Origin of the sequence: Flaviflexus salsibiostraticola (genome assembly GCF_003952265.1) — a bacterium.
Classification (GTDB): domain Bacteria; phylum Actinomycetota; class Actinomycetes; order Actinomycetales; family Actinomycetaceae; genus Flaviflexus; species Flaviflexus salsibiostraticola.
The window spans coordinates 1,085,978-1,106,776 of sequence record NZ_CP034438.1; the positions used below are offsets into that span (position 1 = coordinate 1,085,978).

Annotated in this window: 18 protein-coding genes and 2 tRNA genes; 5 read left to right on the forward strand and 15 right to left on the reverse strand. The window is 67.1% G+C overall.

Translation table 11 applies throughout. From position 1 onward, the window contains the following. The first annotated feature begins 44 nt into the window (after nucleotides 1-44). Nucleotides 45-1,217 (forward strand): glycosyltransferase family 4 protein, encoded by a 1,173-nt coding sequence (locus EJO69_RS05055; protein WP_126039892.1) that lies wholly within the window; start codon nucleotides 45-47, stop codon nucleotides 1,215-1,217. A gap of 69 nt (nucleotides 1,218-1,286) precedes the next feature. Here the strand turns inward: EJO69_RS05055 and EJO69_RS05060 are convergent, their stop codons facing one another. The 3 genes from EJO69_RS05060 to EJO69_RS05070 all read right to left on the reverse strand — a co-directional run bounded on the left by EJO69_RS05060 (nucleotide 1,287) and on the right by EJO69_RS05070 (nucleotide 4,149). After that, entirely contained in the window at nucleotides 1,287-2,726 is a 1,440-nt protein-coding gene (locus EJO69_RS05060) for a 4-hydroxyphenylacetate 3-hydroxylase family protein (RefSeq protein WP_126039894.1), read from the reverse strand. An 8-nt stretch (nucleotides 2,727-2,734) separates the two neighbouring features. Beyond that, nucleotides 2,735-3,274: a flavin reductase family protein gene (locus EJO69_RS05065; RefSeq protein WP_126039896.1), complete on the reverse strand. Its 540-nt coding sequence runs from the start codon at nucleotides 3,272-3,274 to the stop codon at nucleotides 2,735-2,737. Nucleotides 3,275-3,411: 137 nt separating this feature from the next. Beyond that, a complete protein-coding gene (locus EJO69_RS05070) occupies nucleotides 3,412-4,149 on the reverse strand; it encodes an SDR family NAD(P)-dependent oxidoreductase (RefSeq protein WP_126039898.1) in 738 nt (245 codons plus the stop codon). A 40-nt stretch (nucleotides 4,150-4,189) separates the two neighbouring features. Here EJO69_RS05070 and proC point away from each other — a divergent pair, with 40 nt between their 5' ends. After that, nucleotides 4,190-5,011: a pyrroline-5-carboxylate reductase gene (gene proC, locus EJO69_RS05075; RefSeq protein ID WP_126039900.1), complete on the forward strand. Its 822-nt coding sequence runs from the start codon at nucleotides 4,190-4,192 to the stop codon at nucleotides 5,009-5,011. A gap of 66 nt (nucleotides 5,012-5,077) precedes the next feature. On the opposite strand, the gene EJO69_RS05080 is transcribed toward proC, so the two are convergent. From EJO69_RS05080 to EJO69_RS05105, 6 genes are all read right to left on the reverse strand, one after another. Next, on the reverse strand, nucleotides 5,078-5,983 hold the full coding sequence (locus EJO69_RS05080; RefSeq protein ID WP_126042358.1) for a siderophore-interacting protein: 906 nt from the start codon (nucleotides 5,981-5,983) through the stop codon (nucleotides 5,078-5,080). Nucleotides 5,984-5,985: 2 nt separating this feature from the next. Then, the gene (locus tag EJO69_RS05085) at nucleotides 5,986-6,786 is read right to left on the reverse strand and encodes an ABC transporter ATP-binding protein (RefSeq protein WP_126039902.1); all 801 of its coding nucleotides are present in this window, start codon (nucleotides 6,784-6,786) and stop codon (nucleotides 5,986-5,988) included. Beyond that, nucleotides 6,783-7,874 (reverse strand): FecCD family ABC transporter permease, encoded by a 1,092-nt coding sequence (locus EJO69_RS05090; protein ID WP_126039904.1) that lies wholly within the window; start codon nucleotides 7,872-7,874, stop codon nucleotides 6,783-6,785. The genes EJO69_RS05085 and EJO69_RS05090 overlap by 4 nt, the downstream gene beginning before the upstream one ends. Continuing rightward, nucleotides 7,871-8,920 (reverse strand): FecCD family ABC transporter permease, encoded by a 1,050-nt coding sequence (locus EJO69_RS05095; RefSeq protein WP_245993787.1) that lies wholly within the window; start codon nucleotides 8,918-8,920, stop codon nucleotides 7,871-7,873. Before EJO69_RS05095 ends, EJO69_RS05090 begins: the two co-directional genes overlap by 4 nt. Beyond that, nucleotides 8,907-9,956 carry an iron-siderophore ABC transporter substrate-binding protein gene (locus tag EJO69_RS05100; protein WP_126039906.1) on the reverse strand — a complete coding sequence of 350 codons (1,050 nt, stop codon included), beginning with the start codon at nucleotides 9,954-9,956 and terminating at the stop codon, nucleotides 8,907-8,909. Before EJO69_RS05100 ends, EJO69_RS05095 begins: the two co-directional genes overlap by 14 nt. 210 nt (nucleotides 9,957-10,166) lie before the next feature. Then, nucleotides 10,167-10,673 (reverse strand): coenzyme F420-0:L-glutamate ligase, encoded by a 507-nt coding sequence (locus tag EJO69_RS05105; protein WP_126039908.1) that lies wholly within the window; start codon nucleotides 10,671-10,673, stop codon nucleotides 10,167-10,169. 60 nt (nucleotides 10,674-10,733) lie between these two features. On the opposite strand from EJO69_RS05105, the gene valS reads away from it, so the two are divergent. Together valS and EJO69_RS05115 are read left to right on the forward strand one after the other, a co-directional pair. Further along, nucleotides 10,734-13,370 (forward strand): valine--tRNA ligase, encoded by a 2,637-nt coding sequence (gene valS / locus EJO69_RS05110; RefSeq protein WP_126039910.1) that lies wholly within the window; start codon nucleotides 10,734-10,736, stop codon nucleotides 13,368-13,370. A gap of 31 nt (nucleotides 13,371-13,401) precedes the next feature. Continuing rightward, the gene (locus EJO69_RS05115; RefSeq protein ID WP_126039912.1) at nucleotides 13,402-15,240 is read left to right on the forward strand and encodes an AMP-dependent synthetase/ligase; all 1,839 of its coding nucleotides are present in this window, start codon (nucleotides 13,402-13,404) and stop codon (nucleotides 15,238-15,240) included. A gap of 221 nt (nucleotides 15,241-15,461) precedes the next feature. Here the strand turns inward: EJO69_RS05115 and EJO69_RS05120 are convergent, their stop codons facing one another. The 6 genes from EJO69_RS05120 to EJO69_RS05145 all read right to left on the reverse strand — a co-directional run bounded on the left by EJO69_RS05120 (nucleotide 15,462) and on the right by EJO69_RS05145 (nucleotide 20,504). After that, a complete protein-coding gene (locus tag EJO69_RS05120; RefSeq protein WP_126039914.1) occupies nucleotides 15,462-15,761 on the reverse strand; it encodes a chorismate mutase in 300 nt (99 codons plus the stop codon). A 7-nt stretch (nucleotides 15,762-15,768) separates the two neighbouring features. Next, nucleotides 15,769-17,025: an ATP-dependent Clp protease ATP-binding subunit ClpX gene (clpX, locus tag EJO69_RS05125; RefSeq protein ID WP_126039916.1), complete on the reverse strand. Its 1,257-nt coding sequence runs from the start codon at nucleotides 17,023-17,025 to the stop codon at nucleotides 15,769-15,771. 118 nt (nucleotides 17,026-17,143) lie between these two features. Beyond that, the gene (locus EJO69_RS05130) at nucleotides 17,144-17,794 is read right to left on the reverse strand and encodes an ATP-dependent Clp protease proteolytic subunit (protein WP_126039918.1); all 651 of its coding nucleotides are present in this window, start codon (nucleotides 17,792-17,794) and stop codon (nucleotides 17,144-17,146) included. A gap of 11 nt (nucleotides 17,795-17,805) precedes the next feature. After that, on the reverse strand, nucleotides 17,806-18,417 hold the full coding sequence (locus EJO69_RS05135; protein WP_126039920.1) for a ClpP family protease: 612 nt from the start codon (nucleotides 18,415-18,417) through the stop codon (nucleotides 17,806-17,808). 149 nt (nucleotides 18,418-18,566) lie between these two features. Next, entirely contained in the window at nucleotides 18,567-20,180 is a 1,614-nt protein-coding gene (gene tig, locus EJO69_RS05140) for a trigger factor (protein ID WP_126039922.1), read from the reverse strand. A 248-nt stretch (nucleotides 20,181-20,428) separates the two neighbouring features. After that, a tRNA-Pro gene (locus tag EJO69_RS05145) sits at nucleotides 20,429-20,504 on the reverse strand. 87 nt (nucleotides 20,505-20,591) lie between these two features. On the opposite strand from EJO69_RS05145, the gene EJO69_RS05150 reads away from it, so the two are divergent. Beyond that, nucleotides 20,592-20,662 (forward strand) — tRNA-Gly (locus tag EJO69_RS05150). Nucleotides 20,663-20,799: the final 137 nt, after the last annotated feature.

The window sequence follows — 20,799 nt, forward strand, 5'->3', positions numbered from 1 at the left end:
CGAGGCGTCGCCAGGGTGACACATCGGCTCCCTAGCGTGGACCTGTGCGCATAGCAATATTCACTGAGGTATTCGCCCCGAAGATCGATGGCATCGTCACACGGCTCACCCACACGGTGACCGAGCTCGCCGACCTGGGCCACGACGTCTGCGTCGTCGCACCCGGCCCCGGCCCGGACAGCCACGGCGGCATTCCCGTCCTCCGGCTGCCATCCGCCCCCTTCAAGCCCTGGTACCCCGAGGTCCGGGTCGGCCTGCCGACCTTCGGCGTGCACGCCCAGCTGCGCCGCTTCAAGCCTGACATCATCCATGCGGTCAATCCCGTGGCCGCGGCGGCCTGGGGGATCCTCCTCTCCCGCACGCAGCGGCTGCCCCTGCTCGCCTCCTACCACACGGCCCTCCCCCAGTACACGGAGGATTTCGGGCTGCCGGCGCTGCGCAGACCGTCCGAGGCGTGGATCCGCCAGCTCCACAACCGGGCCGACGTCAACCTGTGCCCCTCGGAGCCCATGGTCGAGGAGGCTCGCCTGCTCGGTATCGAACGCGTCGGCCTGTGGCCGAAGGCGGTCGACACGGAGCGCTACCATCCGTCGAAGTTCTCGTCGGCCATGAGGGCGAGGCTGACGGATGGGAATCCCCGCGATCCCCTCATCCTCTATGTCGGGCGCCTCTCGGCCGAGAAGAACCTCCTCTCCCTGCGCCCGGTGCTCGATCGCCTGCCCGGCACCCGGCTCGCCTTCGTCGGGTCAGGACCGTACGAGGGTGAGCTCAAACGGGCCTTCGCGGGGACCCCGACCGTCTTCACCGGGTACCTGCACGGCGAGGAGCTCGCCTCGGCCTTCGCCTCCGCGGATGTCTTCGCCTTTCCGTCGCTCACCGACACGCTCGGCAATGTGGCCTTCGAGGCGATGGCGTCCGGGACTCCCGTCGTTGGGGCGAACGCCGGGGGAATCCCCGACATCGTCCAGGACGGCCTCAACGGCTACCTCATCGACCCGTCCGACGCCGGCGCGTTCGCCGACCGCATCAACCGCATCCTCAGCGAGCCCGATCTGCGCGGCGCGCTGACAGCCGGGGCGCTCGCCTCAGCCCGGGGCAGGTCGTGGCGGAAGGCGACGATGACCGTGGTCGACGCCTACGAGGAGGCCGCACGACGGTCGCACGTCGAGCGCGGCAGCGCGCTTCCCGCCGGGGTCGAGCTGCTGATCGACGCGTAGCCGATCAGTGCCGTTCACCGCTCAGGCGGCCAGCGCAGCCATCCATCATCAGCCCTGCCGGGCCGCGGGTCAGTCCTCTCGCGACCTGTCGAGGAGCCGCTGGACGAGGTCCCGATGGGACGCGGTGTCGGCGCCGGACAGGTAGGCGCTCGCCATGCGGAGCGGATCGCCGTGGTAGTAATACTCGAAGAGCGCCTGCCGCCCCGCGAACGAGGACACGGCCGCATCGAAACCGAGGTTGAAGAGCCTGACCCGGTCGCTTCCCGGCAGGGTCCTCCCGTGGAGGTAGCGATCGACATCGGCCTCGAGCTCACCGTGCAGATCTCCTTCGAACGGGAGGGCGGTGAGGCCCGATGCGCCGAACTTGCGGATCGTCTGGGACAGGGACTGGAAGTACCGCGGGTACCACGTGCGGACCGCCGCGAGCGGCTCCATCGCCGGCTGGAAGAAGCCGAAATCATTGACGAAGCCGTCGGCCTCCGCGGCCCGCAGGGCGGACCTTCCCATCTGGACCGCGACGAGGGCCTGGGCGATGTCGTCCTGGACGTGGCCGTAGGCGTCGATCCCGATCGCCTCCGCCATCTCCTCCATGAGGCCCGCATAGAACTCGGTCTTCACCGTCGTGCGGGTGACGGACTGATGGGCCATGAGCGCCGTGGCACCCGTGTGGGTGAACATCGTGTTGGACTTGGCGGGATGCCCGAGGAGGAACACACGATCCCATGGGACCATCACCTCGGTGAAGATGCAGACGGCGTCGATCTCCTCGAACCGCGCGGCGAGCGGCTCATCGACGATCGAGGTTCCGCGGCGCATCGGCCTGCGGCACAGCAGGGTGAGCCCCTCGATGTCGGCTGGGACGGCGAAGGCGAACGAGTACGGCATGTCGTCCATGCCGCTGCGGAGCACCGTCTGCGGCATGACGAGGATCTCGTCAGCGATCGGCGCGTTCGTCGCGATCATGCGCGCCCCTGATACGACGATGCCCCGGTCGTTCTGTGAGACGACGCGCAGCGTCGTCTCTCCGCCGCCCTGCTCCGAGGTCGACACCGAGCGGTTGGTCTGGGGTGAGCCGACCGTGGACGTGAGGAGGAGGTCGTTCGCCTTCACCCAGCGGGCGTAGGCGAGGATGTTCGCCTCGAACTGCGGGTCCGCATCCGCGAACCACGCACCGGCCTGGCTGAAGGCGGTCAGCGCTGCGTTGAGATGATCGCCGGTCCTGCCGAGCATGCCACCCGAGTACTCGGCCCGGATGCGGGCGGCCTCCCGGCGGGCCACGAGGTCCGCCTCCGACCGGGGTACTCGGAAGGAGGCCGCATACCGCTCGCCGTCCTCGACGACGGTCAGACGCTCATCCTCTCCCTGCATGTCGTACAGCTCGGCGTAGGAGGCGATGACACCGGCGAACGCCGGGTGGTCGGCGACAGATTCGACCCTCCCGTCCATGTGAACATCGGGCGTCATCGCCCGCAGGGCGGCGACGTAGTCGGCACCGGTGCGCACTGCCATGGAACTCCTTAGATGAGGTGCTCGCGGCCGAGCACGGTCTCCGAGATCTCGGTGAAACGCGAGCCGTTGAAGCCGAGCGGGTCGCCGCGCCGCGAGCTGAAGGACTGGATCTCGCCGAGGACGAGCGTGTGGTCGCCGCCGTCATAGTGCGCCCACGGAGTGCACTCGAACCAGGCGAGAACGCCGGCCAGCCGGGGGGTCTCGGCGCCCTCGATCCACACAGGTGAGGCATTCGGCCGTCCCGCGAAGTGCCAGGCCACATCCTCCTGGGATGAGCCGAGCACGTTGACCGAGAACGGTCTGTCGAGCAGGAGGTCGTGGGAGGAGGCGGAGCGCTGGATCGAGACGAGCAGGAGCGGAGGGTCGAAGGATACCGACGTGAAGGAGTTGACGGTGATGCCGCGGGGGCCGCCCTCGGCCTCGAACGCGACGACGCAGACGCCGGTCGGAAACCGCGAGAACGCGGTCCGCAGACGCTCGCGCTCGGTCGGCTCGCGAAGCGGCCGCGGCTCGCTGCGCACCCGCAGCTGATCGACGAACCTATCCATTCCCATCATCCTCTCCTCCCCCGACACTGCCAGCACCCGCCGGTGGGACACAACAGCTCCCAGCCACGGGCGGAATCGGGTCGCGTGAGCTCGCGCGGTGCCGGTGTGGCGCGCACGCGAGGCAGTGCCGCTGCCGGTCAGTCGCGCGCGACGAGCGTGTTGCTCGCCTGGGCGACGGGGCGCATGACGAGGGAGTCGATGTTGACATGGGCGGGCAGTTCGAGCGCCCACATGATCGCCTCCGCGACATCGTCGCCCACAAGCGGCTCGGCGACACCCTCGTAGACCTTCTCGGCCGCCTCGGCTGAGCCGAGCCTGTTGAGGGAGAACTCCTCGGTCCGCACCATGCCGGGCGCGATCTCGATGATACGGATAGGCTCGCCGACGAGTTCGAGTCGCAGGGTGTTCGGCAGCATCCGCTCGGCATGCTTCGCAGCCGTGTACCCCGCACCGCCCGGGTAGGTGTCGTGGGCGGCGGTCGAGGTGAGGAAGACGAGCGAGCCGCCGCCCCTCTCCCGCAGGTGCGGCAGGAGTGCCTGGGTGATGCGGAGGGTGGCGAGGACATTCATGTCGTACATCGCCTGCCAGTCCTCAACCCTGCCGCTCTCGACTCGGTCGGCGCCGCGGGCGCCGCCGGCGTTGTTGACGAGAGAGTCGACTTCGAACTCGCGGGCCCTCTCCGCGAGCGCGGCGACATCCGCCGCATCGGTGAGGTCGGCGGCGAACCAGTTGCAGCCGGTCTCATCCGCGAGCGCCCGCAGGCGGTCCTCCCGCCGGGCGGTGGCGAGCACCTCCCAGCCGGCGCGTCGCGCCCTGCGGACCGTCGCCGCTCCGATGCCGGTGGATGCTCCTGTGATGAGTACGCGTTTCGCCATGTCGCCAGTCTGCCCATATTCCCTCGGTTAGGCTAGCGACATGATTGGATTCTTGGGTTCCGGAAACATGGCTCGCGCGATCGTCATGGGTCTCGTCGCAGGCGACTATGACCCCAGCGAGATCGTCGTCTCGGCGCGCGATCCGCGCAACGCCGAGCGTCTTGCGCATGCCGCGGGTGTCGATTTCGCGGGCTCGAATATGGAGCTCGTCGACATGATCGGCACGGACGGCACCCTCATCCTCGCAGTCAAGCCCCACCTCATCCCCGGCGTTCTCGAGGAGGTGCGCGACGCCCTCGAGGGAACCTCGATCCTCGTCGTCTCTCTTGCGGCCGGCACGTCGCTCGCCATGCTCGAGAAGAGCCTGCCGGAGGGTCAGGCCGTCGTCCGCACCATGCCGAACGTCAACTCGCAGATCGGTGCGGGCATGACCGGCATCTGCGGCAATGACCACACGACCGAGGCTCACCTCGACACCGTCTTTGCGATCTTCGATGCGATCGGCGAGGTCGCCCACATTGCTGAGCGTGAGTTCCCTGCCTTCACGGCGCTGGCGGGATGCTCGCCGGGCTACACGTTCGAGTACATCGAGGCACTTGCCCGGGGCGGGGTCGCCAATGGCATCCCGAAGGCCCAGGCCGTCCGGATCGCCGCCCAGGCTGTGCTCGGCTCTGCGCAGATGGTGCTCGAGCGGGCCTCTGACGGCCTCTCCCCCGCGAACCTCCGCGACACGGTGAGCTCGCCCGGCGGCACGACCATCGCCGGCATGATCGCGATGGAGGATGCGGGGTTCTCGGCCGCGGTCGTCCGCGGCGTGCAGGCTTCGGTCGATCGCGATCTGGAGATGCAGAAGGAGTCCTGACTCCCCCGGTGGAGGATCCGTCGGCTCGTGGCCGGCGGACCTGGATCCTGCGCTGAACCCGGAGCCTCAGCCCCTCATCGCCACACCCTCGCGCCAGTAGCCCATGAAGGCCACCTGACTGCGGTCGATGCCGACCTCGCGGACGAGATGGCGGCGCAGGCCGGTGACGATGCTGCTCTCGCCCGCGATCCAGTAGTACGTGCCCGAGGTGGTCGCTCTCGGCGTGATGGCCTCACCGGAGGCCGAGTAGGCTGGCGTCTCCCAGATGAGGTCGGAGGACTCCTCCGACTCAGCGGAGTGCTCCTCCTGCTCGGCAATGTGCCAGCCGAGGGCCGCGGCGAGCAGGTCACCGCGGGCCGCCCCATCCCGCGGCAGCCACCGGACCTCGACCGAGGCGGGTCCGTCGATGGTGAGCCGGTCCGCACTGGTCGGGACTTCGATGAAGGCTCGTCCCCCGGTGACGGGAGTGTCGTGGGCAGCGAGGTCTTCGAGGATGCGGGCGATCGCGGGTGCGGCCGTCTCGTCGCCGAGGAGGACGATCTCACGGGCCCCACCCGGATCGAACTCGAATCCTCCTGACGCGGGTCCGTCGCAGGGGGCGACGATGAGTAGCTCCTCGCCCTCCGACGCGGCGGCTGCCCAGTCCCCCGCGGGGCCGCAGGCACCCTCGTGAAGGGCGAAATCGACGACGAGGCGGGTGCCCTCGCTGCCGCGGATGACACCCCTGATCGAATACGTCCGCATGCTCCCCCGCTCCTCCTCCGGCAGGGCGAGCCACGACCGGTACCACTCGGGAGAGTCGAGGACGGGCAGGCGCCCGGACGCGGGCGGGAGGATGAGCTTGATCCTCTGGTCATAGACGGGGCTCTCCGCCTCGAGGGCATCGAGATCCGGCCCGGTGAAGACGATGCGCCGGAAGGAGGGGGACAGATCGGTGGCCGTGCGGACGGCGGCGCGCAGCGGGGCGTACATTGTCACTCCTCCCCTGTGTGGTGGCGGCCGATCGGCATGACGAGAGGCGTTCCCGAGACCGGGTCGGGATGGACCTGGCAGCGGATCCCGAAGACTTCCTCAATGTGAGTGGGGGTGACGACGTCCTCCGGTGTGCCCTGGACGAGGATGGCGCCGTCCTTCATCGCGACGAGATAGTCGGAGTAGCGGGCGGCGAGGTTGATGTCGTGGAGGACCATGACGATCGTTGTTCCCTGCTCCCTGTTGAGGTCGGTGAGCAGGTCGAGGATCTCGAGCTGGTTGGCGACATCGAGGAACGTCGTCGGCTCGTCGAGGAGGAGGACCTCCGTCTCCTGCGCGAGGGACATGGCGATCCAGACGCGCTGGCGCTGGCCTCCCGACAGCTCATCGACCGCACGCTCCGCGAGCGCGGTCGTGTTCGTCGCCTCGAGGGATCGGGCGACCGCCTCGTAGTCGCGGGCCGACCATCGGCCCATGAGGCCCTGGTGGGGGTGCCGGCCTCGACCGACGAGATCGGTGACGACGATGCCCTCGGGGGCCACCGGTGACTGCGGCAGCAGGCCGAGGATCCGGGCCAGCTGCTTCGCCGAGCGGGACGAGAGGGGATCACCGTCGAGGAGCACCTCCCCCGCACCCGGGGTGAGCAGCCGAGAGAAGGCGCGGAGCAGTGTCGACTTCCCGCACCCATTGGGGCCGACGATCGAGGTGATCGCGCCGGGTGGGATCGTGAGGTTCATGCCGTCGATGACGTGGCGCTCCCCATATCCGAGCGAGATGTCTCTGGCGGCGAGAATGCGGGTCATAGCGTGCTCCGATTCGAGCGGATGAGGAGGTGGATGAGGAAGGGCGCGCCGAGCGCGCCGGTGATGACGCCGACCGGGTACCGGGTGCCGAGGGCGTACTGGCCGACGAGGTCCGAGGTGAGGATGATGAGGGCTCCGATGAGGGCGGAGGGGATGAGGAGGCTCCCGCCGGGGATGAGGCGGGCGGCGATCGGGCCGGAGAGGAAGGCGACGAAGGCGACCGGCCCGCATGCCGCCGTGGCGACGGCGATGAGGATGACCGAGCAGACGATGAGGCTGACCCGGGCGAGGGTGACTCGCACGCCGAGGGCGGCCGCGCTCTCGTCGCCGAGCCGGAGCAGGTCGAGGCTGCGGCCGAAGGAGAGCATGACCGGCAGGAGCAGGCAGGCCGTGACGACGAGCGGCAGTGTCCGCTCCCATGTCGCCCCGTTGAGAGACCCGGTCAGCCACCGCGTCGCACTCGGCAGGTCCCACGTGTTCGCCTGTGACAGGGCGTAGGTGACGACGGAGTGGAGCATGGCGGCGACGCCGATGCCGATGAGGATGAGCCGCGTCCCGACGAACCCGTCCCGGTAGGACAGGAGGTAGATCGCGAGGGCGACGAGGAGGGAGGCGATGAGGGCGAGTACGGAGACCTGCGATTGGCTCATGCCGAAGATGACGATGCCGATGACGCCGGCGGCCGAGGCTCCGGCGGAGATGCCGATGATGTCGGGAGAGGCCAACTGGTTGCGGAGCATCGTCTGGAAGGTCGCGCCCGCGGCGCCGAAGGCGAGGCCCGCGAGGAGGCCCATGGTCGCCCTCGGCAGGCGAAGCTCCCCGACACTGTAGCTCGCCCCCGGGACCTGCTCGCCGCCGATGACCCGCAGGATCTCGGACGGGCTGTAGACGATCTCGCCCCACATGAGGCTGACGACGTAGACGGCGGCGACAAGAAGGACGAGCACGGCGGTCATGAGGGTGCTGCGGCGCTGGCGGGAGCGACGGGCGGACCGGATCTCCGACGCGGACTCGGACAGCGCCGGCGCGGTACTCTCGGGCCTTCCCGCCTGCTCGACCGCCCCGGCTTGATGGGTGCGCAGGGTCATAGCTCTCTCACCCGCTGGCGTCGGACGATCCAGATGAAGACGGGAGCCCCGATGATCGGCATGATGATGCCGACGGCGATCTCGCTCGGCCGTGTGAGGACGCGGCCGAGGGTGTCGGCGCTGATGAGGAGGGCCGCGCCGGCCAGCGCGGAGAACGGCAGGAGCCAGCGGTGGTCCGTGCCGACGAGGAGCCGGCACAGGTGCGGGACGATGAGCCCGACGAAGGCGATGGGGCCCGCGAGGGCGGTGGCGACGCCGCAGAGGATGACGGCACCGAGCGAGCTGATGATCCGGGTGCGGAGCACCCGCTCCCCGAGACCGGTCGCCATCTCGTCCCCGAGTGCCAGGGCGTTCATCCCCCGCGCCGAGAGGAGACAGATGATGGCCCCGGCCGCGAGGAGCGGACCCGCCATGGCGAGCCTGTCCCACGAGGCGCCCGCGACGCCGCCGATCTGCCAGTGCCGGTAGCTGTCCATGACGTCGATTCGGGGAAGGAGGATCGCGGAAATGAGGGCCGCGAGCGCGGCCGAGGTGGCCGCCCCGGCGAGCGCGAGCTTGAGCGGTGTCGCGCCCTCCCGACCGAGGGACCCGACGACGTAGACGAAGACGGCCGCGGCGGCCGAGCCGAGGATCGCCAGGACCATGATGGTGACGGGGTTGACGACGCCGAAGAAGGTCATGCCGATGACGACGGCGAGGGAGGCACCGGCCAGGACTCCGAAGATCCCGGGATCGGCCAGGGGGTTGCGGGTCACGGCCTGCATCGTCGCCCCCGCGATCGCGAGTGCGGCGCCGACCGCGACGCCGAGGACGGTGCGGGGCAGCCGAGCCGCTGCCGCGGCCTGGTCAGCCGTGTCGGTGTAGCCGAGCAGTCCCCCGACCGCATCCGACACGGTGATCGAGCGGACGCCGAACATGATCGAGCAGGCGAAGGCGACGAGGAGGAGAGCGGCGAGCAGCAGGAGGAGAAGGTGGCGGCGCGCCCCGCGCCGAGCGGTGGGGGCGGCCGCCGTCAGCTGGCCGGGCATCGCCTCAGCTGCCCGCATCCTCGAGCAGCGCGAAGTAGTCGCCGATCCCCCAGCCCACCGAGAGCGGCGACGGGTTCGCGGCGGCCGCGAGCGGGCCGCTGCCGAGGAAGGCGACGCGGCCGTCGGCGATGGCGGGGATGCGGGAGAGGAGCGGATCGTCCTGCCATGCCTCGAGGCTGGCCGCGTTCTCGGCCTCGTCGTCCGCGCCGTAGGTGATGAACAGGTCGACGTCCTCGAATGCCTCGGGATTCTCGGCGGAGATCTCGATGTAGAAGGACTCGGACTCAGCATTCTCCGCGAGAATGTCGGCCTGGTCGAAGCCATTGTCGAGGAGGAATCCGACACGCGGATCGAGCGGGGCGTAGATGCCGATCTTCGACGTGTCGGAAGGGTCGATGAAGACGAAGAGAGGCTTCGTCCCCTCAAGGGACGTGCGCTGGGCGAGGGCCGCCTCGATGTCGGCATTGATCGAGTCGATGAGATCGTGACCCTCCTCGGCAAGGCCGAGGGCGGTGGAGTTCATCGTGATCATCTCGTCGAGGGAGGTTCCCCACGCGACATCCGGGTACGCGACGACGGGTGCGATCCTGCTGAGCTGGTCGTAGTCGTCCTGCGTGAGGCCCGAGTAGGAGGCGAGAATGACGTCCGGGGCCGTGTTGTTGACGGAGTCGAAGGGGATCGAATCAGTGGCGTCGAAGAGGACGGGAGTCTCGGCGTCGAGCTCGGCCAGCCGGTCTTCGACCCACGGGAGGACCCCGTTCCCATCGTCGTCACCCCATGTCGCCTTCTCCATGCCGACGGGAACAATGCCGAGGGCGAGGGGCACCTCGTGGTTGCTCCACGCCACGGTGGCGACGCGCTCGGGCTTCTCCTCGATGGTGGTCTCGCCAAAGGCATGGCTGATCGTCACGGGGAAGCCCTCGTCAGCCGCAGGATTGGTGCTGTCCGCGTCGCCCGCGCCCGGGCTGTCCGCATCAGAGCCGCCAGAGCATGCGGCGAGCGTGAGAGAGAGTGCCGCAGCGGCGAGAGCTGCAGCAGGTCGGCGTGTTGTCATGGGTGCTCCAGTGGTGGAATCCAGCACGCTGGCGATCCAGCGAGGCCAACCCCTCAGGTTAGGCTTGCCTAACTTTACACAGAATTACGCAACGCTCATAGGACGTAATTCCCAAGTAGGTCGACTGATGGTGGGGCCCTCGGCGTGCTCGCGGATGCTCGGCGGCTGAGACGCCGCCCCAGAGGAAATCCGGGAGCTGACGCCGTCGCGCTAGTCCTGGTCCTCGTAGGTGAGCAGGTGCCCGAGGCCGCGGATGGCGACGACCGGGTGGTCGGGGTAGGCGTTCATGAGCACGTCCGCCATGCGCGCCAGATCCTCGCGGAGATTCGAGGATCCGACATGGGCATCGACGCCCGCCGCAACGACATCGCCGGTGATGATGACACCCGGCCGTCCGCCGAAGCGGGCATCCAGCCCCCGCCTGATCTCCCGGGCGCTCGCGACCGGATCCTCGGGTGGGAGGACGGCGATGCCACGGGGCGTATTGCCCTCGCTCAGCGCCCCGGCCGCGCCGGCCTTGACCATGCGGCCCTCGCACTTGGCGACCAGCTTGCGGGCGATGACGATGATGTCGCCGCGCATGATCCCCACCCGACCGTCCGGCCAGACGAGCCCATTGAGGGCGGGAGCGATGAGGGCAGGGACGTCGTCCGTCATCGTGGCCTGCGGGATGCCGGGGACGGCGACTGCGAGAAGCGAGGACTGTGGTGCATGCATGTGTTCATGGTGACATAGCGTGCGCGAAGGCCCCGTCCCGTTTATGGAACAATTGGCACCATGACTGAGAACGCTTCTATCGTCGCCGCGGTGAATGCTCCCGACAGGGTGAGCCTGGATGGACTGGAGACCAAGTGGGGTGCCGTATGGGAGGAGAACGGCACGTACACCTACGAGCCGACCTCACGTGAGAACACGTACTCGATCGACACTCCCCCGCCCACGGTGTCGGGTTCGCTCCACGTCGGTCACGTCTTCTCCTACACCCACACGGACGTCATCGCCCGATACAAGCGGATGACCGGCAAGCATGTCTTCTACCCGATGGGCTGGGACGACAACGGCCTGCCGACCGAGCGTCGCGTTCAGAACTACTACGGCGTCCGCTGCGACCCGTCGCTGCCCTACGAGCCGGACTTCGTGCCGCCGCACGATGGCGGCGATGGCAAGTCGATCAAGTACGCCGACCAGAAGCCGATCTCGCGCCGCAACTTCATCGAGCTGTGCTGGAAGCTCACCGCCGAGGACGAGGCTCAGTTCGAGCACCTGTGGCGCACACTCGGCCTGTCAATCGACTGGAAGCAGAACTACCAGACCATCGGCGCGAAGGCCCAGAAAGTCGCCCAGGCCGCGTTCCTGCGCAACCTCGATCGCGGCGAGGCCTACCAGGCGCAGGCCCCCGGCCTGTGGGACGTCACCTTCCAGACCGCCGTCGCCCAGGCCGAGCTCGAGGCCCGCGAATACCCGGGCGCCTACCACAAGATCGCCTTCCACGGTGCGGGCGAGGATGTCGTCATCGAGACGACCCGCCCGGAGCTCCTCCCCGCCTGTGTCGCCCTCATCGCCCACCCGGATGACGAGCGCTACCAGCACCTGTTCGGCACGACCGTCACCTCGCCCGTGTTCGGGGTCGAGCTGCCCGTCCTCGCCCACCCGGCCGCCGAGAAGGACAAGGGCGCCGGCATCGCCATGTGCTGCACGTTCGGTGACCTCACCGACGTCCAGTGGTGGCGCGAGCTGTCGCTGCCCATGCGATCGATCCTCAACCGCGACGGCCGCATCCTCCCCGAGACCCCGGACTGGATCGCCGCTCCCGAGGGTGTTGCTCTCTACGAGGAGATGGCGGGGAAGACCATCTTCTCCTCCCGCAAGGCCGTCGTCGAAAAGCTCGCGGAGACCGGCGAGATGATCGGCGAGCCCGTCACTACCCAGCGCATGACGAACTTCTTCGAGAAGGGCGACAAGCCGCTCGAGATCGTCACCTCGCGCCAGTGGTACATCCGCAACGGCGGGCGCCCCTACACCGAGGCGAACGGCCGGGACCTTCAGGCGAACCTCCTCGAGGCCGGCACGGAGCTCGAGTTCTACCCCGACTTCATGAGGGTGCGCTACGAGAACTGGACCCGCGGCCTCAACACCGACTGGCTCATCTCCCGCCAGCGCTTCTTCGGCGTCCCGATCCCCGTCTGGTACGCGGTCGATGAGTCCGGCGACCCGGACTACAGCCGCGTCATCGTTCCCACCGAGGACCAGCTCCCCGTCGACCCCTCGAGCGACGTCCCCGCCGGCTTCACGGAGGACCAGCGGGGCGTCCCCGGCGGCTTCGTCGGGGAGGTCGACATCATGGACACGTGGGCGACATCGTCGATGAGCCCCCAGATCGCGACCGGCTGGCTGACGGACGAGAAGCTGTTTGAGGCGACGTACCCGATGGACCTGCGCCCCCAGGGCCAGGACATCATCCGCACCTGGCTCTTCTCGTCGATGGTCCGCGCCCACCTCGAGTTCGGCGGGCTGCCCTGGAAGAGCGCCGCGATCTCCGGATGGATCCTCGACCCGGACCGCAAGAAGATGTCGAAGTCGAAGGGCAACGTCGTCACCCCCATGGGACTGCTCGAGAAGCACTCCTCGGATGGGGTGCGCTACTGGGCGGCCTCCGCCCGCCTCGGCACCGATGCGGCGTTCGAAGAGAACCAGATGAAGATCGGCCGCCGCCTCGCCATCAAGCTCCTCAACGCCTCAAAGTTCGCGCTGACGATGGGTGGGGACACAGTCGAGTTCAACCCGGCCAAGATCGTCCTCGACATCGACCGCGCCATGATCGCGAAGGTCGCCCGCGTCGTCGGCGAGGCGACCGAGGCGTTCGAGGCCTACGACCACACGAGGGCCCTCGAGGTCACGGAGTCGGCCTTCTGGTCGTTCTGCGATGACTACCTTGAGCTCGTCAAGGACCGCGCCTACAACAGAGACGGTCTCTTCACCGCCGAGCAGAGCGAGTCGGCGCGCGCCGCCCTCGCCCTCAGCGTCGACGCGTTCGTCCGCCTCCTCGCCCCCGTCCTCCCCTACGCCGCCGAAGAGGTCTGGTCCTGGTACGCCGAGGGCTCCGTCCACCGCGCGTCCTGGCCCGTGCCAGCTCCCCTGGAGAAGGCTGCCGGCGGCGCCGACGAGAGTCTCCTCGGCATCGCCGGTGAGGCGCTCGCCGCGCTGCGCCGGGTGAAGAGCGAGAATAAGGTGTCGCAGCGCACAACCTACGCCTCAGTAGTTATGATGGCTCCTGAGGCCCAGCACGAGCAGATCAACGCAGTCCTGCATGATCTGCGGCAGGCCGCACACGTACGGGGACCACTCGACATCGTCGCGGGCGACTCCATCGCCGTCGCACAGTATGAGCTGGATCCCGCACCCGCGAAGAATTGAGACCAGCCCCTGACCGGGCGGGAAGGCAGAAATGACGGATCACGACCGCCCAGTCAGCTACGCGGAGGCCCGCGTCAGAATCGAAGATGATGACAACCTGGCCAAGCTTCTCCAGCGACGCACGGAGGAGAGGGCCGACCAGGTGCTCATCCAATTCAAGTCGGCGCTCGGCGAGCGCTGGAGTCCGATCACCTACCGACAGTTCGAGGATTCGGTCCGGGCACTGGCCCGAGGGTTCATCGCCCTCGGGATCCAGCCCGGCGACCGGGTCGGCATCATGTCCGCAACCCGCTACGAGTGGAGCCTCACCGACTTCGCGCTGTGGTACGCGGGCGCCTCCGGCATCCCCATCTACGAGAGCTCCTCGCGGAGCCAGGCGGAATGGATCCTGTCCGACTCGGGCTGCCGCTTCGTCATCGTCGAGAACACCGCGCTGCGCGACACCGTCAAGCCGCTCCTCGACACGATTGAGAGCCTCGAGAAGGTGTTCGTCATCGACGATGACTGCCTCGGCGACATCGTCGCCCTCGGCGAGGGCCTCGACCGCGACGAAGCCGACCGCGAGATCGACTCCCGCATCGCCCACATCAAGGCCGATGACATGGCGACGATCATCTACACCTCGGGGACGACGGGCCGCCCCAAGGGCGTTGTCCTCACGCACAAGAACCTGCTCCACGTCGTCATCAACGGCCCGGCCGATCCCGAGCTCAACAAGATCATCGCCCACCCGAACGCCAAGACGCTCCTGTTCCTGCCGATGGCCCACATCTTCGCCCGCTTCGTCTCCATCCTCGCGATCGAGGCCGGCGCGATCCTCGGCCACTCCCCCGACACGAAGAACCTTGTGGCCGACATGCAGTCGTTCAAGCCCACGTTCGTCCTCGCAGTCCCCCGGGTCTTCGAGAAGGTCTACAACGCGGCCGACGCCAAGGCCAACGCCTCGAAGATCAAGGGCCCGATCTTCCGCCGCTTCGCCAAGGTCGCGATCGGCTACTCCCGGGCCCTCCAGACCCCCCAGGGCCCGAGCCCGTGGCTCAAGGCCCAGCATCACCTCGGCGAGAAGCTCGTCTACTCGACCCTCAAGGAGCTGCTCGGCGGGGAGCTCAAGCACTCGATCTCGGGTGGCGGTCCTCTCGGTGAGAGACTCGGTCACTTTTTCCGCGGCGCCGGCATCACCATTTACGAGGGTTACGGCCTGACGGAGACCTCGGCACCGACGACGGTCAACCGCCCCGGCAACCTCAAGATCGGCACGATCGGCCCCGCTTACCCGGGCGCCCTCGTCACGGTCGACACGGACGGCGAGATCCTCGTCAAGGGCGACCACGTGTTCCCCCGCTATCACAACAACGAGGAGGCCACCCGCGAGGCCTTCACGGAGGACGGCTGGTTCAAGACCGGTGACCTCGGCTCACTCGATGAGGACCTGTTCGTCACGATCACCGGCCGCAAGAAGGAGATCATCGTGACGGCGGGCGGCAAGAACGTTGCGCCCGCGGTCCTCGAGGATCGGCTCCGCGGCCACCCGATCGTCTCCCAGGTGGTCGTTGTCGGCGACAACCGCCCCTTCATCGGCGCCCTCATCACCCTCGATGCGGACATGCTGCCCGGCTGGCTCTCGAACAAGGGCCTGCCTCCCATGACCATCGATGAGGCTGCCGAGAACCCCCAGGTCATCGCCGCCCTCGACCGCGCCGTGAGCCGAGCCAATGAAGCGGTCTCTCGTGCGGAGTCGATCAGGAAGTTCAGGGTCCTCACGACCGACTTCAGCATCGACAACGACTACCTCACGCCCTCGCTCAAGGTAAAGCGCCACAAGGTGCTCACCGACTTCGAGAACGAGATCGAGAAGATCTACGCGAAGTAGAATTTCTCAGCGGGAAGGGTGGTGGCGCACAGCGCTGCCACCCTTCTCCGTCTCTGACAACGTGCTGGGACATGGGCGGGGATGATGAGATGCGTGGTGGCTTCGGCGTGGACAGTCCCCTGCCACCCAAGTCGCCAGCGGTGCCGCATGCCGTCCGTGACCATCCTGCGCTCGAGGACACGTTTGACGACGGAACTCGATAGGGAGAGTGTGCGGGCGGCTCAGGAGCCTTTCGCGAAGTCCTCGTGGTGACGGATGACCTCGGTGACGATGAACTTGAGGAACTTCTCCGCGAAAACCGGGTCGAGGCCGGATTCCTCCGCGAGGGTCCGCAGGCGGGCGATCTGACGCTCTTCACGCTCGGGATCGGAGGCCGGAAGGCCGAGCTCGGCCTTGAGCCTGCCGACCTGCTGCGTGCATCGGAATCGCTCCGCGAGGATGTGGATGAGTGCCGCATCGATATTGTCGATGCTCTCTCGGGCTGTGCGCAGACCCTCAGGGATGTCCTGCGGCTCGTCCATTACTCTCCTAGGCAGACTTCTTCGAACGCTTGAGCACGAAGGTGGGCTCCCCACCGTCGAGCACCTTCTCGTCAATGATGACGCGTTCGATGTCGGTCCGCGACGGGATCTCAAACATGAGCTCACGCAGCAGATGCTCGAGGATCGAGCGGAGTCCGCGCGCACCCGTGCCGCGCTCGAGGGCCTTCGCGGCAATGCCGGCGAGAGCGCCCTCCGTGAACTCGAGCTGGACGCCGTCCAGATCGAACATCTTCTGGTACTGCTTCGCCAGAGCGTTGCGCGGCTCGGTGAGGATCCTGACGAGGTCGTCCACCTCGAGGGCGTCGACGGTGGCGATGACGGGGAGGCGGCCCACCAGCTCGGGGATGAGGCCGAACTTGTGGAGATCGTCAGGCTCGACATCGCTGATAAGGGCGCCGGGGATGTCCGAGGAGGGCAGATCCGAGCCGAAGCCGATCGACCGGCGGCCGCTGCGGGCCGAGACGATCTCCTCCATCCCCGCAAACGCTCCTGCGACGATGAAGAGAACGTTCGTCGTGTCGATCTGGACGAACTCCTGGTGGGGGTGCTTTCGCCCGCCCTGCGGCGGCACAGAGGCGACCGTTCCCTCAATGATCTTGAGAAGGGCCTGCTGGACGCCCTCGCCTGAGACGTCGCGCGTGATCGACGGGTTCTCGGACTTGCGGGAGATCTTGTCGATCTCGTCGATGTAGATGATGCCCTGGGCGGCCTTGTCCGTGTCACCGTCAGCGGCCTGGATGAGCTTGAGGAGGATGTTCTCCACATCCTCACCGACATATCCGGCCTCAGTCAGCGACGTCGCGTCAGCAATCGCGAAGGGAACATCGAGCATGCGGGCGAGGGACTGTGCGAGGTAGGTCTTGCCGGTGCCGGTCGGGCCGATCATGAGGATGTTGGCCTTGCCGATCTCGACGGCGTCCTCGCCCTTCTTCGGCACCTCGAGTCCGGAGCGGATCCTCTTGTAGTGGTTGTAGACCGCGACCGACAGCGTGCGCTTGGCGCCCTCCTGGCCGACGACGTACTCGTTGAGGAAGTCGAAGATCTCCTTCGGCTTGGGGAGCGCTTCAAGGGAGAACTCCGGCTCTTCATGGCCGAGCTCTTCTGCGATGATCTCGTTGCACAGCTCGATGCACTCGTTGCAGATGTACGCGCCCGAGCCCGTGATGAGCTTCTTGACCTGGCGCTGCGACTTCTGACAGAACGAGCACTTGAGCATGTCCGCTGCGTCTGCGGTTCGAGCCATGAGCGTACCTCCCCCTGAACTGTGACTAACTCTAGCGAGAACAGCGCGGATGCGCGAATGCACCACGCGGAAACGGGAGCCCGCAGGGGCTCCCGTTCACGTGAGGCTGTCAGCGATGTCAGGCTTCGATTCTGGGCGTCTTGCGCGAGGTGAGAACCTCATCGACCAGACCATATTCCTTCGCCTGCTGAGCGGTGAGGATCTTGTCACGATCGATATCGCGAGAGACCTCTTCCTTCGTCTTGCCGGAGTGGTCGGCAAGTGTCTGCTCGAGCCAGTCCCTCATACGGTCGATCTCGTTCGCGACGATCTCGATGTCCGAGGCCTGGCCCTGGACGCCCTGCATGGCGGGCTGGTGGATGAGGACACGGGCATTCGGCAGCGCGAGACGCTTGCCGGGGGCACCCGCGGCGAGCAGCACGGCGGCCGCGGAGGCGGCCTGGCCGAGGCACACGGTCTGCACCTCGGGCTTGATGTACTGCATCGTGTCGTAGATCGCCGTCAGAGCCGTGAAGGAGCCGCCGGGCGAGTTGATGTACATCGTGATCATCGCGTCGGGGTCCTGCGACTCGAGGACGAGCAGCTGGGCCATGACATCATCGGCCGATGCGTCATCGACCTGGACGCCGAGGAAGATGATGCGGTCCTCGAACAGCTTCGCGTAGGGATCCTGGCGCTTGTAGCCGTAGGGCGTACGCTCCTCGAAGGTCGGCAGGACGTACCGCGCCTCCGGCATCGCCGGCGCCTTCATGGACGGAAAGTTCAACATGTGCTCCTGATTCACTTGGTGCCACCGCCGCCCGACACGAGGTCGGAGGTTTCGACGACGTGGTCGACGAAGCCGTACTCGAGCGCCTCCTGGGCGGTGAACCACTTGTCGCGGTCCGAATCCTCGAGGATCTGCTCGACAGTTTTGCCGGTCTGCTGTGCCGTGATCTCGGCCAGCTCGCGCTTCATCTTGACGATGAGGTCCGCGTTGATCCGGATGTCCGCAGCCGTGCCACCGGCACCGCCTGAGGGCTGGTGCATGAGGACGCGCGCATGCGGGGTGATGTAGCGCTTGCCGGGCGTGCCGGACGTGAGGAGGAACTGGCCCATGGAGGCCGCCATACCCATCGCCACGGTCGCGACGTTGGGCTGGACGTACTTCATCGTGTCGTAGATCGCCATGCCCGCCGTGACGGATCCGCCCGGCGAGTTGATGTAGAGGTAGATGTCCTCCTCGGGATCCTCTGCCGCAAGCAGCAGCATCTGCGCGCAGATCGAGTTGGCGATGTCATCGCGCACCTCGGAGCCGAGCCAGATGATCCGCTCCTTGAGAAGGCGGTTGAAGATGTGGTCGCTGAGGCCAAGATTATTGGCCTGGCCCTGCGCCGTGGGAAGTGTGCTCAATGGACAGCCTCCTGAATAGTCCTTGCGTTCACTCGAGGTTAACGCACCTTCAGAGAGAGACCTTCCCTCCCCTTCGTTTGTTTCGCTGATGGCGCATATGGTAGGCGCCCGCAGGGATTTCCCCGCGGGCGCCTCACCGATCGATCGGACTACTTCTCGTCCTCGTCGACCTTCTCAGTCTTCTTGGCCGGAGCCTTCTTGGCAGGCGCCTTCTTGGCCGGAGCCTTCTTCGCCGGAGCCTTCTCGGCCTCCTCGTCGGCCTTCTCAGCCTTCTTGGCCGGTGCCTTCTTCGCGGGCGCCTTCTTGGCCGGAGCCTTCTTGGCGGGGGCCTTCTTCGGCTTCTCCTCGGCCTCAGCCGGCTCGTCTGCAGACTCCTCAGCCGGGGTCTCGTCGGCTGCCGGGGTCTCGTCGGCATCGACAGTCACGTCCGCCGGTTCCTCGGCGACCGCGGCAGCGGCCTTCGCGTTCTCCTCGACCGCGTCCTCGTTCTCGTCGATGACCGACGTGACATCGACAGGCTCGCCGTCGGTGTCGACGACCTTGACCTCGCGCAGGGCGAGGATGAGGGCCTTGTTGCGGGTGAGCTCACCGGCGAACGCGCTGACCTGGTTGGTCTGGACAGCGGCCTGGAGGAACTGGTTCGGGTCCATGCCGTACATCTGTGCCTGCTGGACCATGAACTCAAGCAGCTCGTCCTGGCCGATGGTGACGTCGAGCTTCTCGCTGACGGCCTCGAGGATCATCTGATCGCGGAAGCCCTTCTCGGTGTCCTCGCGGATCTCATCGCCGTGGGGGTCACCCTCTTCCTTGCCCTCGGCCTCGAGGTGACGCTTGATCTCGGCGTCGATGACGCGGGCGGGAACCGGAACCTCGACGAGCTTGTTGAGCTCCTCGAGAAGCAGATCGCGGGCGCTGTAGACGACCTCGGTGGTCTTGTCCTTTTCCGCGGTCTCGCGGAGGTCGGCCTTGAACTCGTCGAGGGTGTCGAACTCGGAGGCGAGCTGAGCGAAGTCGTCGTCAGCCTCGGGAAGCTCCGATTCCTTGACCGACTGGACCGTGACGGTCACCTCGGCCTCTTCACCCTCGTGCTCGCCGCCCGCAAGGGTGGACGAGAACGTGGCGGTCTCGCCGGCCTGGAGGCCCTCGAGGGCCTCGTCGATGCCCTCGAGCAGCTGGCCGGAGCCGAGCTGGTAGGAGATGCCGGAGACAGAGTCGACGACCTCGTCGCCGATCTTCGCCTCCATGTCGATCGAGACGTAATCCTTCGGTTCGACCGCGCGCTCAACGGACTTGAGGGTGGCGAAGCGCTCGCGCATCTCCGTCAGACGCGTCTCGACGTCCTCGTCGGTGACGACGGGCTTCTCAACGGTCACGGTGATGTCGGAGAACTCGGGCAGAGTGATCTCGGGGCGGGTGTCGACGGAGATCTCGACGACCAGCGTGCCGCCGGGCGTGCCCTCCATGTTCGGCCACTGGGTGATGTCGACCTCGGGCGGGCCCATCGGCGCGAGCTCGTGCTCGGCGATCGCGGACTGGTAGTAGCCATCGAGGGAATCGTTGACTGCCTGCTCGACGATGGCGGGGCGGCCGATCCGGCTCTCCAGGACGCGCGTCGGGACCTTGCCACGACGGAATCCGGGGATGTTGATCTGCTGGCTCAGCTTCTTCGCCGCCGCCTCGACGGCCGGCTTCAGCTCCTCATACTCAACCTCCGCGGTGATCTTCACCCGGGTCGGCTCGAGCTTTTCAACATTGCTCTTCACGAAAGTTACTCCAGTCATTGGCGGTGTGGCAGGCAGCCACTCACGATCTCCCTGCAGCGTGTGCAGACATACCGCGTTATTCTACGACACAGGGGCAGTCAATTCACACTGCATCTGCCGGTTGCCTACGCCACTGCAGAGCGGCGTACAGCACAATCTCGCACCGTTGCGAGTCTCCGACCATCCCCCGGCTCATCCTACGCACCGCGCTGAGTGGCAATACGCTCCATGGACGCAGCGATCACATCTGGTCGGGGTGGCGGGACTCGAACCCACGACCTTCCGCTCCCAAAGCGGACGCGCTACCAACTGCGCCACACCCCGATGCCGCCTGCGCAGCAGGACTCATCTTATGGTGAGGCCGCGGCCGATTGGAAATCAGTCCCACGATATTGCTATTCTCAGAGCCGTGCGGGTGTAGCTCAATGGTAGAGCCTCTGCCTTCCAAGCAGATGGTGCGGGTTCGATTCCCGTCACCCGCTCCGCAGCCCCGATGTATCATCGGGGTTTTTTCGTGCCATCGAGACCGACTGCTGAACAGCCGTCATCGGCACGGCGCTCCCGGCGCTCATCGTGCCCCTGACCTGCAGATTCGGACCACATGACCCTTGTACGGGGA

Bases quoted from the DNA above. Each gene is read 5' to 3' on its own strand.
- EJO69_RS05105 (WP_126039908.1), bottom strand. From the start codon at position 10,673: ATGCATGCACCACAGTCCTCGCTTCTCGCAGTCGCCGTCCCCGGCATC.
- EJO69_RS05080 (WP_126042358.1), bottom strand. From the start codon at position 5,983: ATGTACGCCCCGCTGCGCGCCGCCGTCCGCACGGCCACCGATCTGTCC.
- EJO69_RS05060 (WP_126039894.1), bottom strand. From the start codon at position 2,726: ATGGCAGTGCGCACCGGTGCCGACTACGTCGCCGCCCTGCGGGCGATG.
- EJO69_RS05100 (WP_126039906.1), bottom strand. From the start codon at position 9,956: ATGACAACACGCCGACCTGCTGCAGCTCTCGCCGCTGCGGCACTCTCT.
- EJO69_RS05115 (WP_126039912.1), top strand. From the start codon at position 13,402: ATGACGGATCACGACCGCCCAGTCAGCTACGCGGAGGCCCGCGTCAGA.
- proC (WP_126039900.1), top strand. From the start codon at position 4,190: ATGATTGGATTCTTGGGTTCCGGAAACATGGCTCGCGCGATCGTCATG.
- EJO69_RS05095 (WP_245993787.1), bottom strand. From the start codon at position 8,920: ATGCGGGCAGCTGAGGCGATGCCCGGCCAGCTGACGGCGGCCGCCCCC.
- EJO69_RS05130 (WP_126039918.1), bottom strand. From the start codon at position 17,794: ATGTTGAACTTTCCGTCCATGAAGGCGCCGGCGATGCCGGAGGCGCGG.
- clpX (WP_126039916.1), bottom strand. From the start codon at position 17,025: ATGGCTCGAACCGCAGACGCAGCGGACATGCTCAAGTGCTCGTTCTGT.
- EJO69_RS05120 (WP_126039914.1), bottom strand. From the start codon at position 15,761: ATGGACGAGCCGCAGGACATCCCTGAGGGTCTGCGCACAGCCCGAGAG.
- EJO69_RS05090 (WP_126039904.1), bottom strand. From the start codon at position 7,874: ATGACCCTGCGCACCCATCAAGCCGGGGCGGTCGAGCAGGCGGGAAGG.
- EJO69_RS05070 (WP_126039898.1), bottom strand. From the start codon at position 4,149: ATGGCGAAACGCGTACTCATCACAGGAGCATCCACCGGCATCGGAGCG.
- EJO69_RS05085 (WP_126039902.1), bottom strand. From the start codon at position 6,786: ATGACCCGCATTCTCGCCGCCAGAGACATCTCGCTCGGATATGGGGAG.
- valS (WP_126039910.1), top strand. From the start codon at position 10,734: ATGACTGAGAACGCTTCTATCGTCGCCGCGGTGAATGCTCCCGACAGG.
- EJO69_RS05065 (WP_126039896.1), bottom strand. From the start codon at position 3,274: ATGGATAGGTTCGTCGATCAGCTGCGGGTGCGCAGCGAGCCGCGGCCG.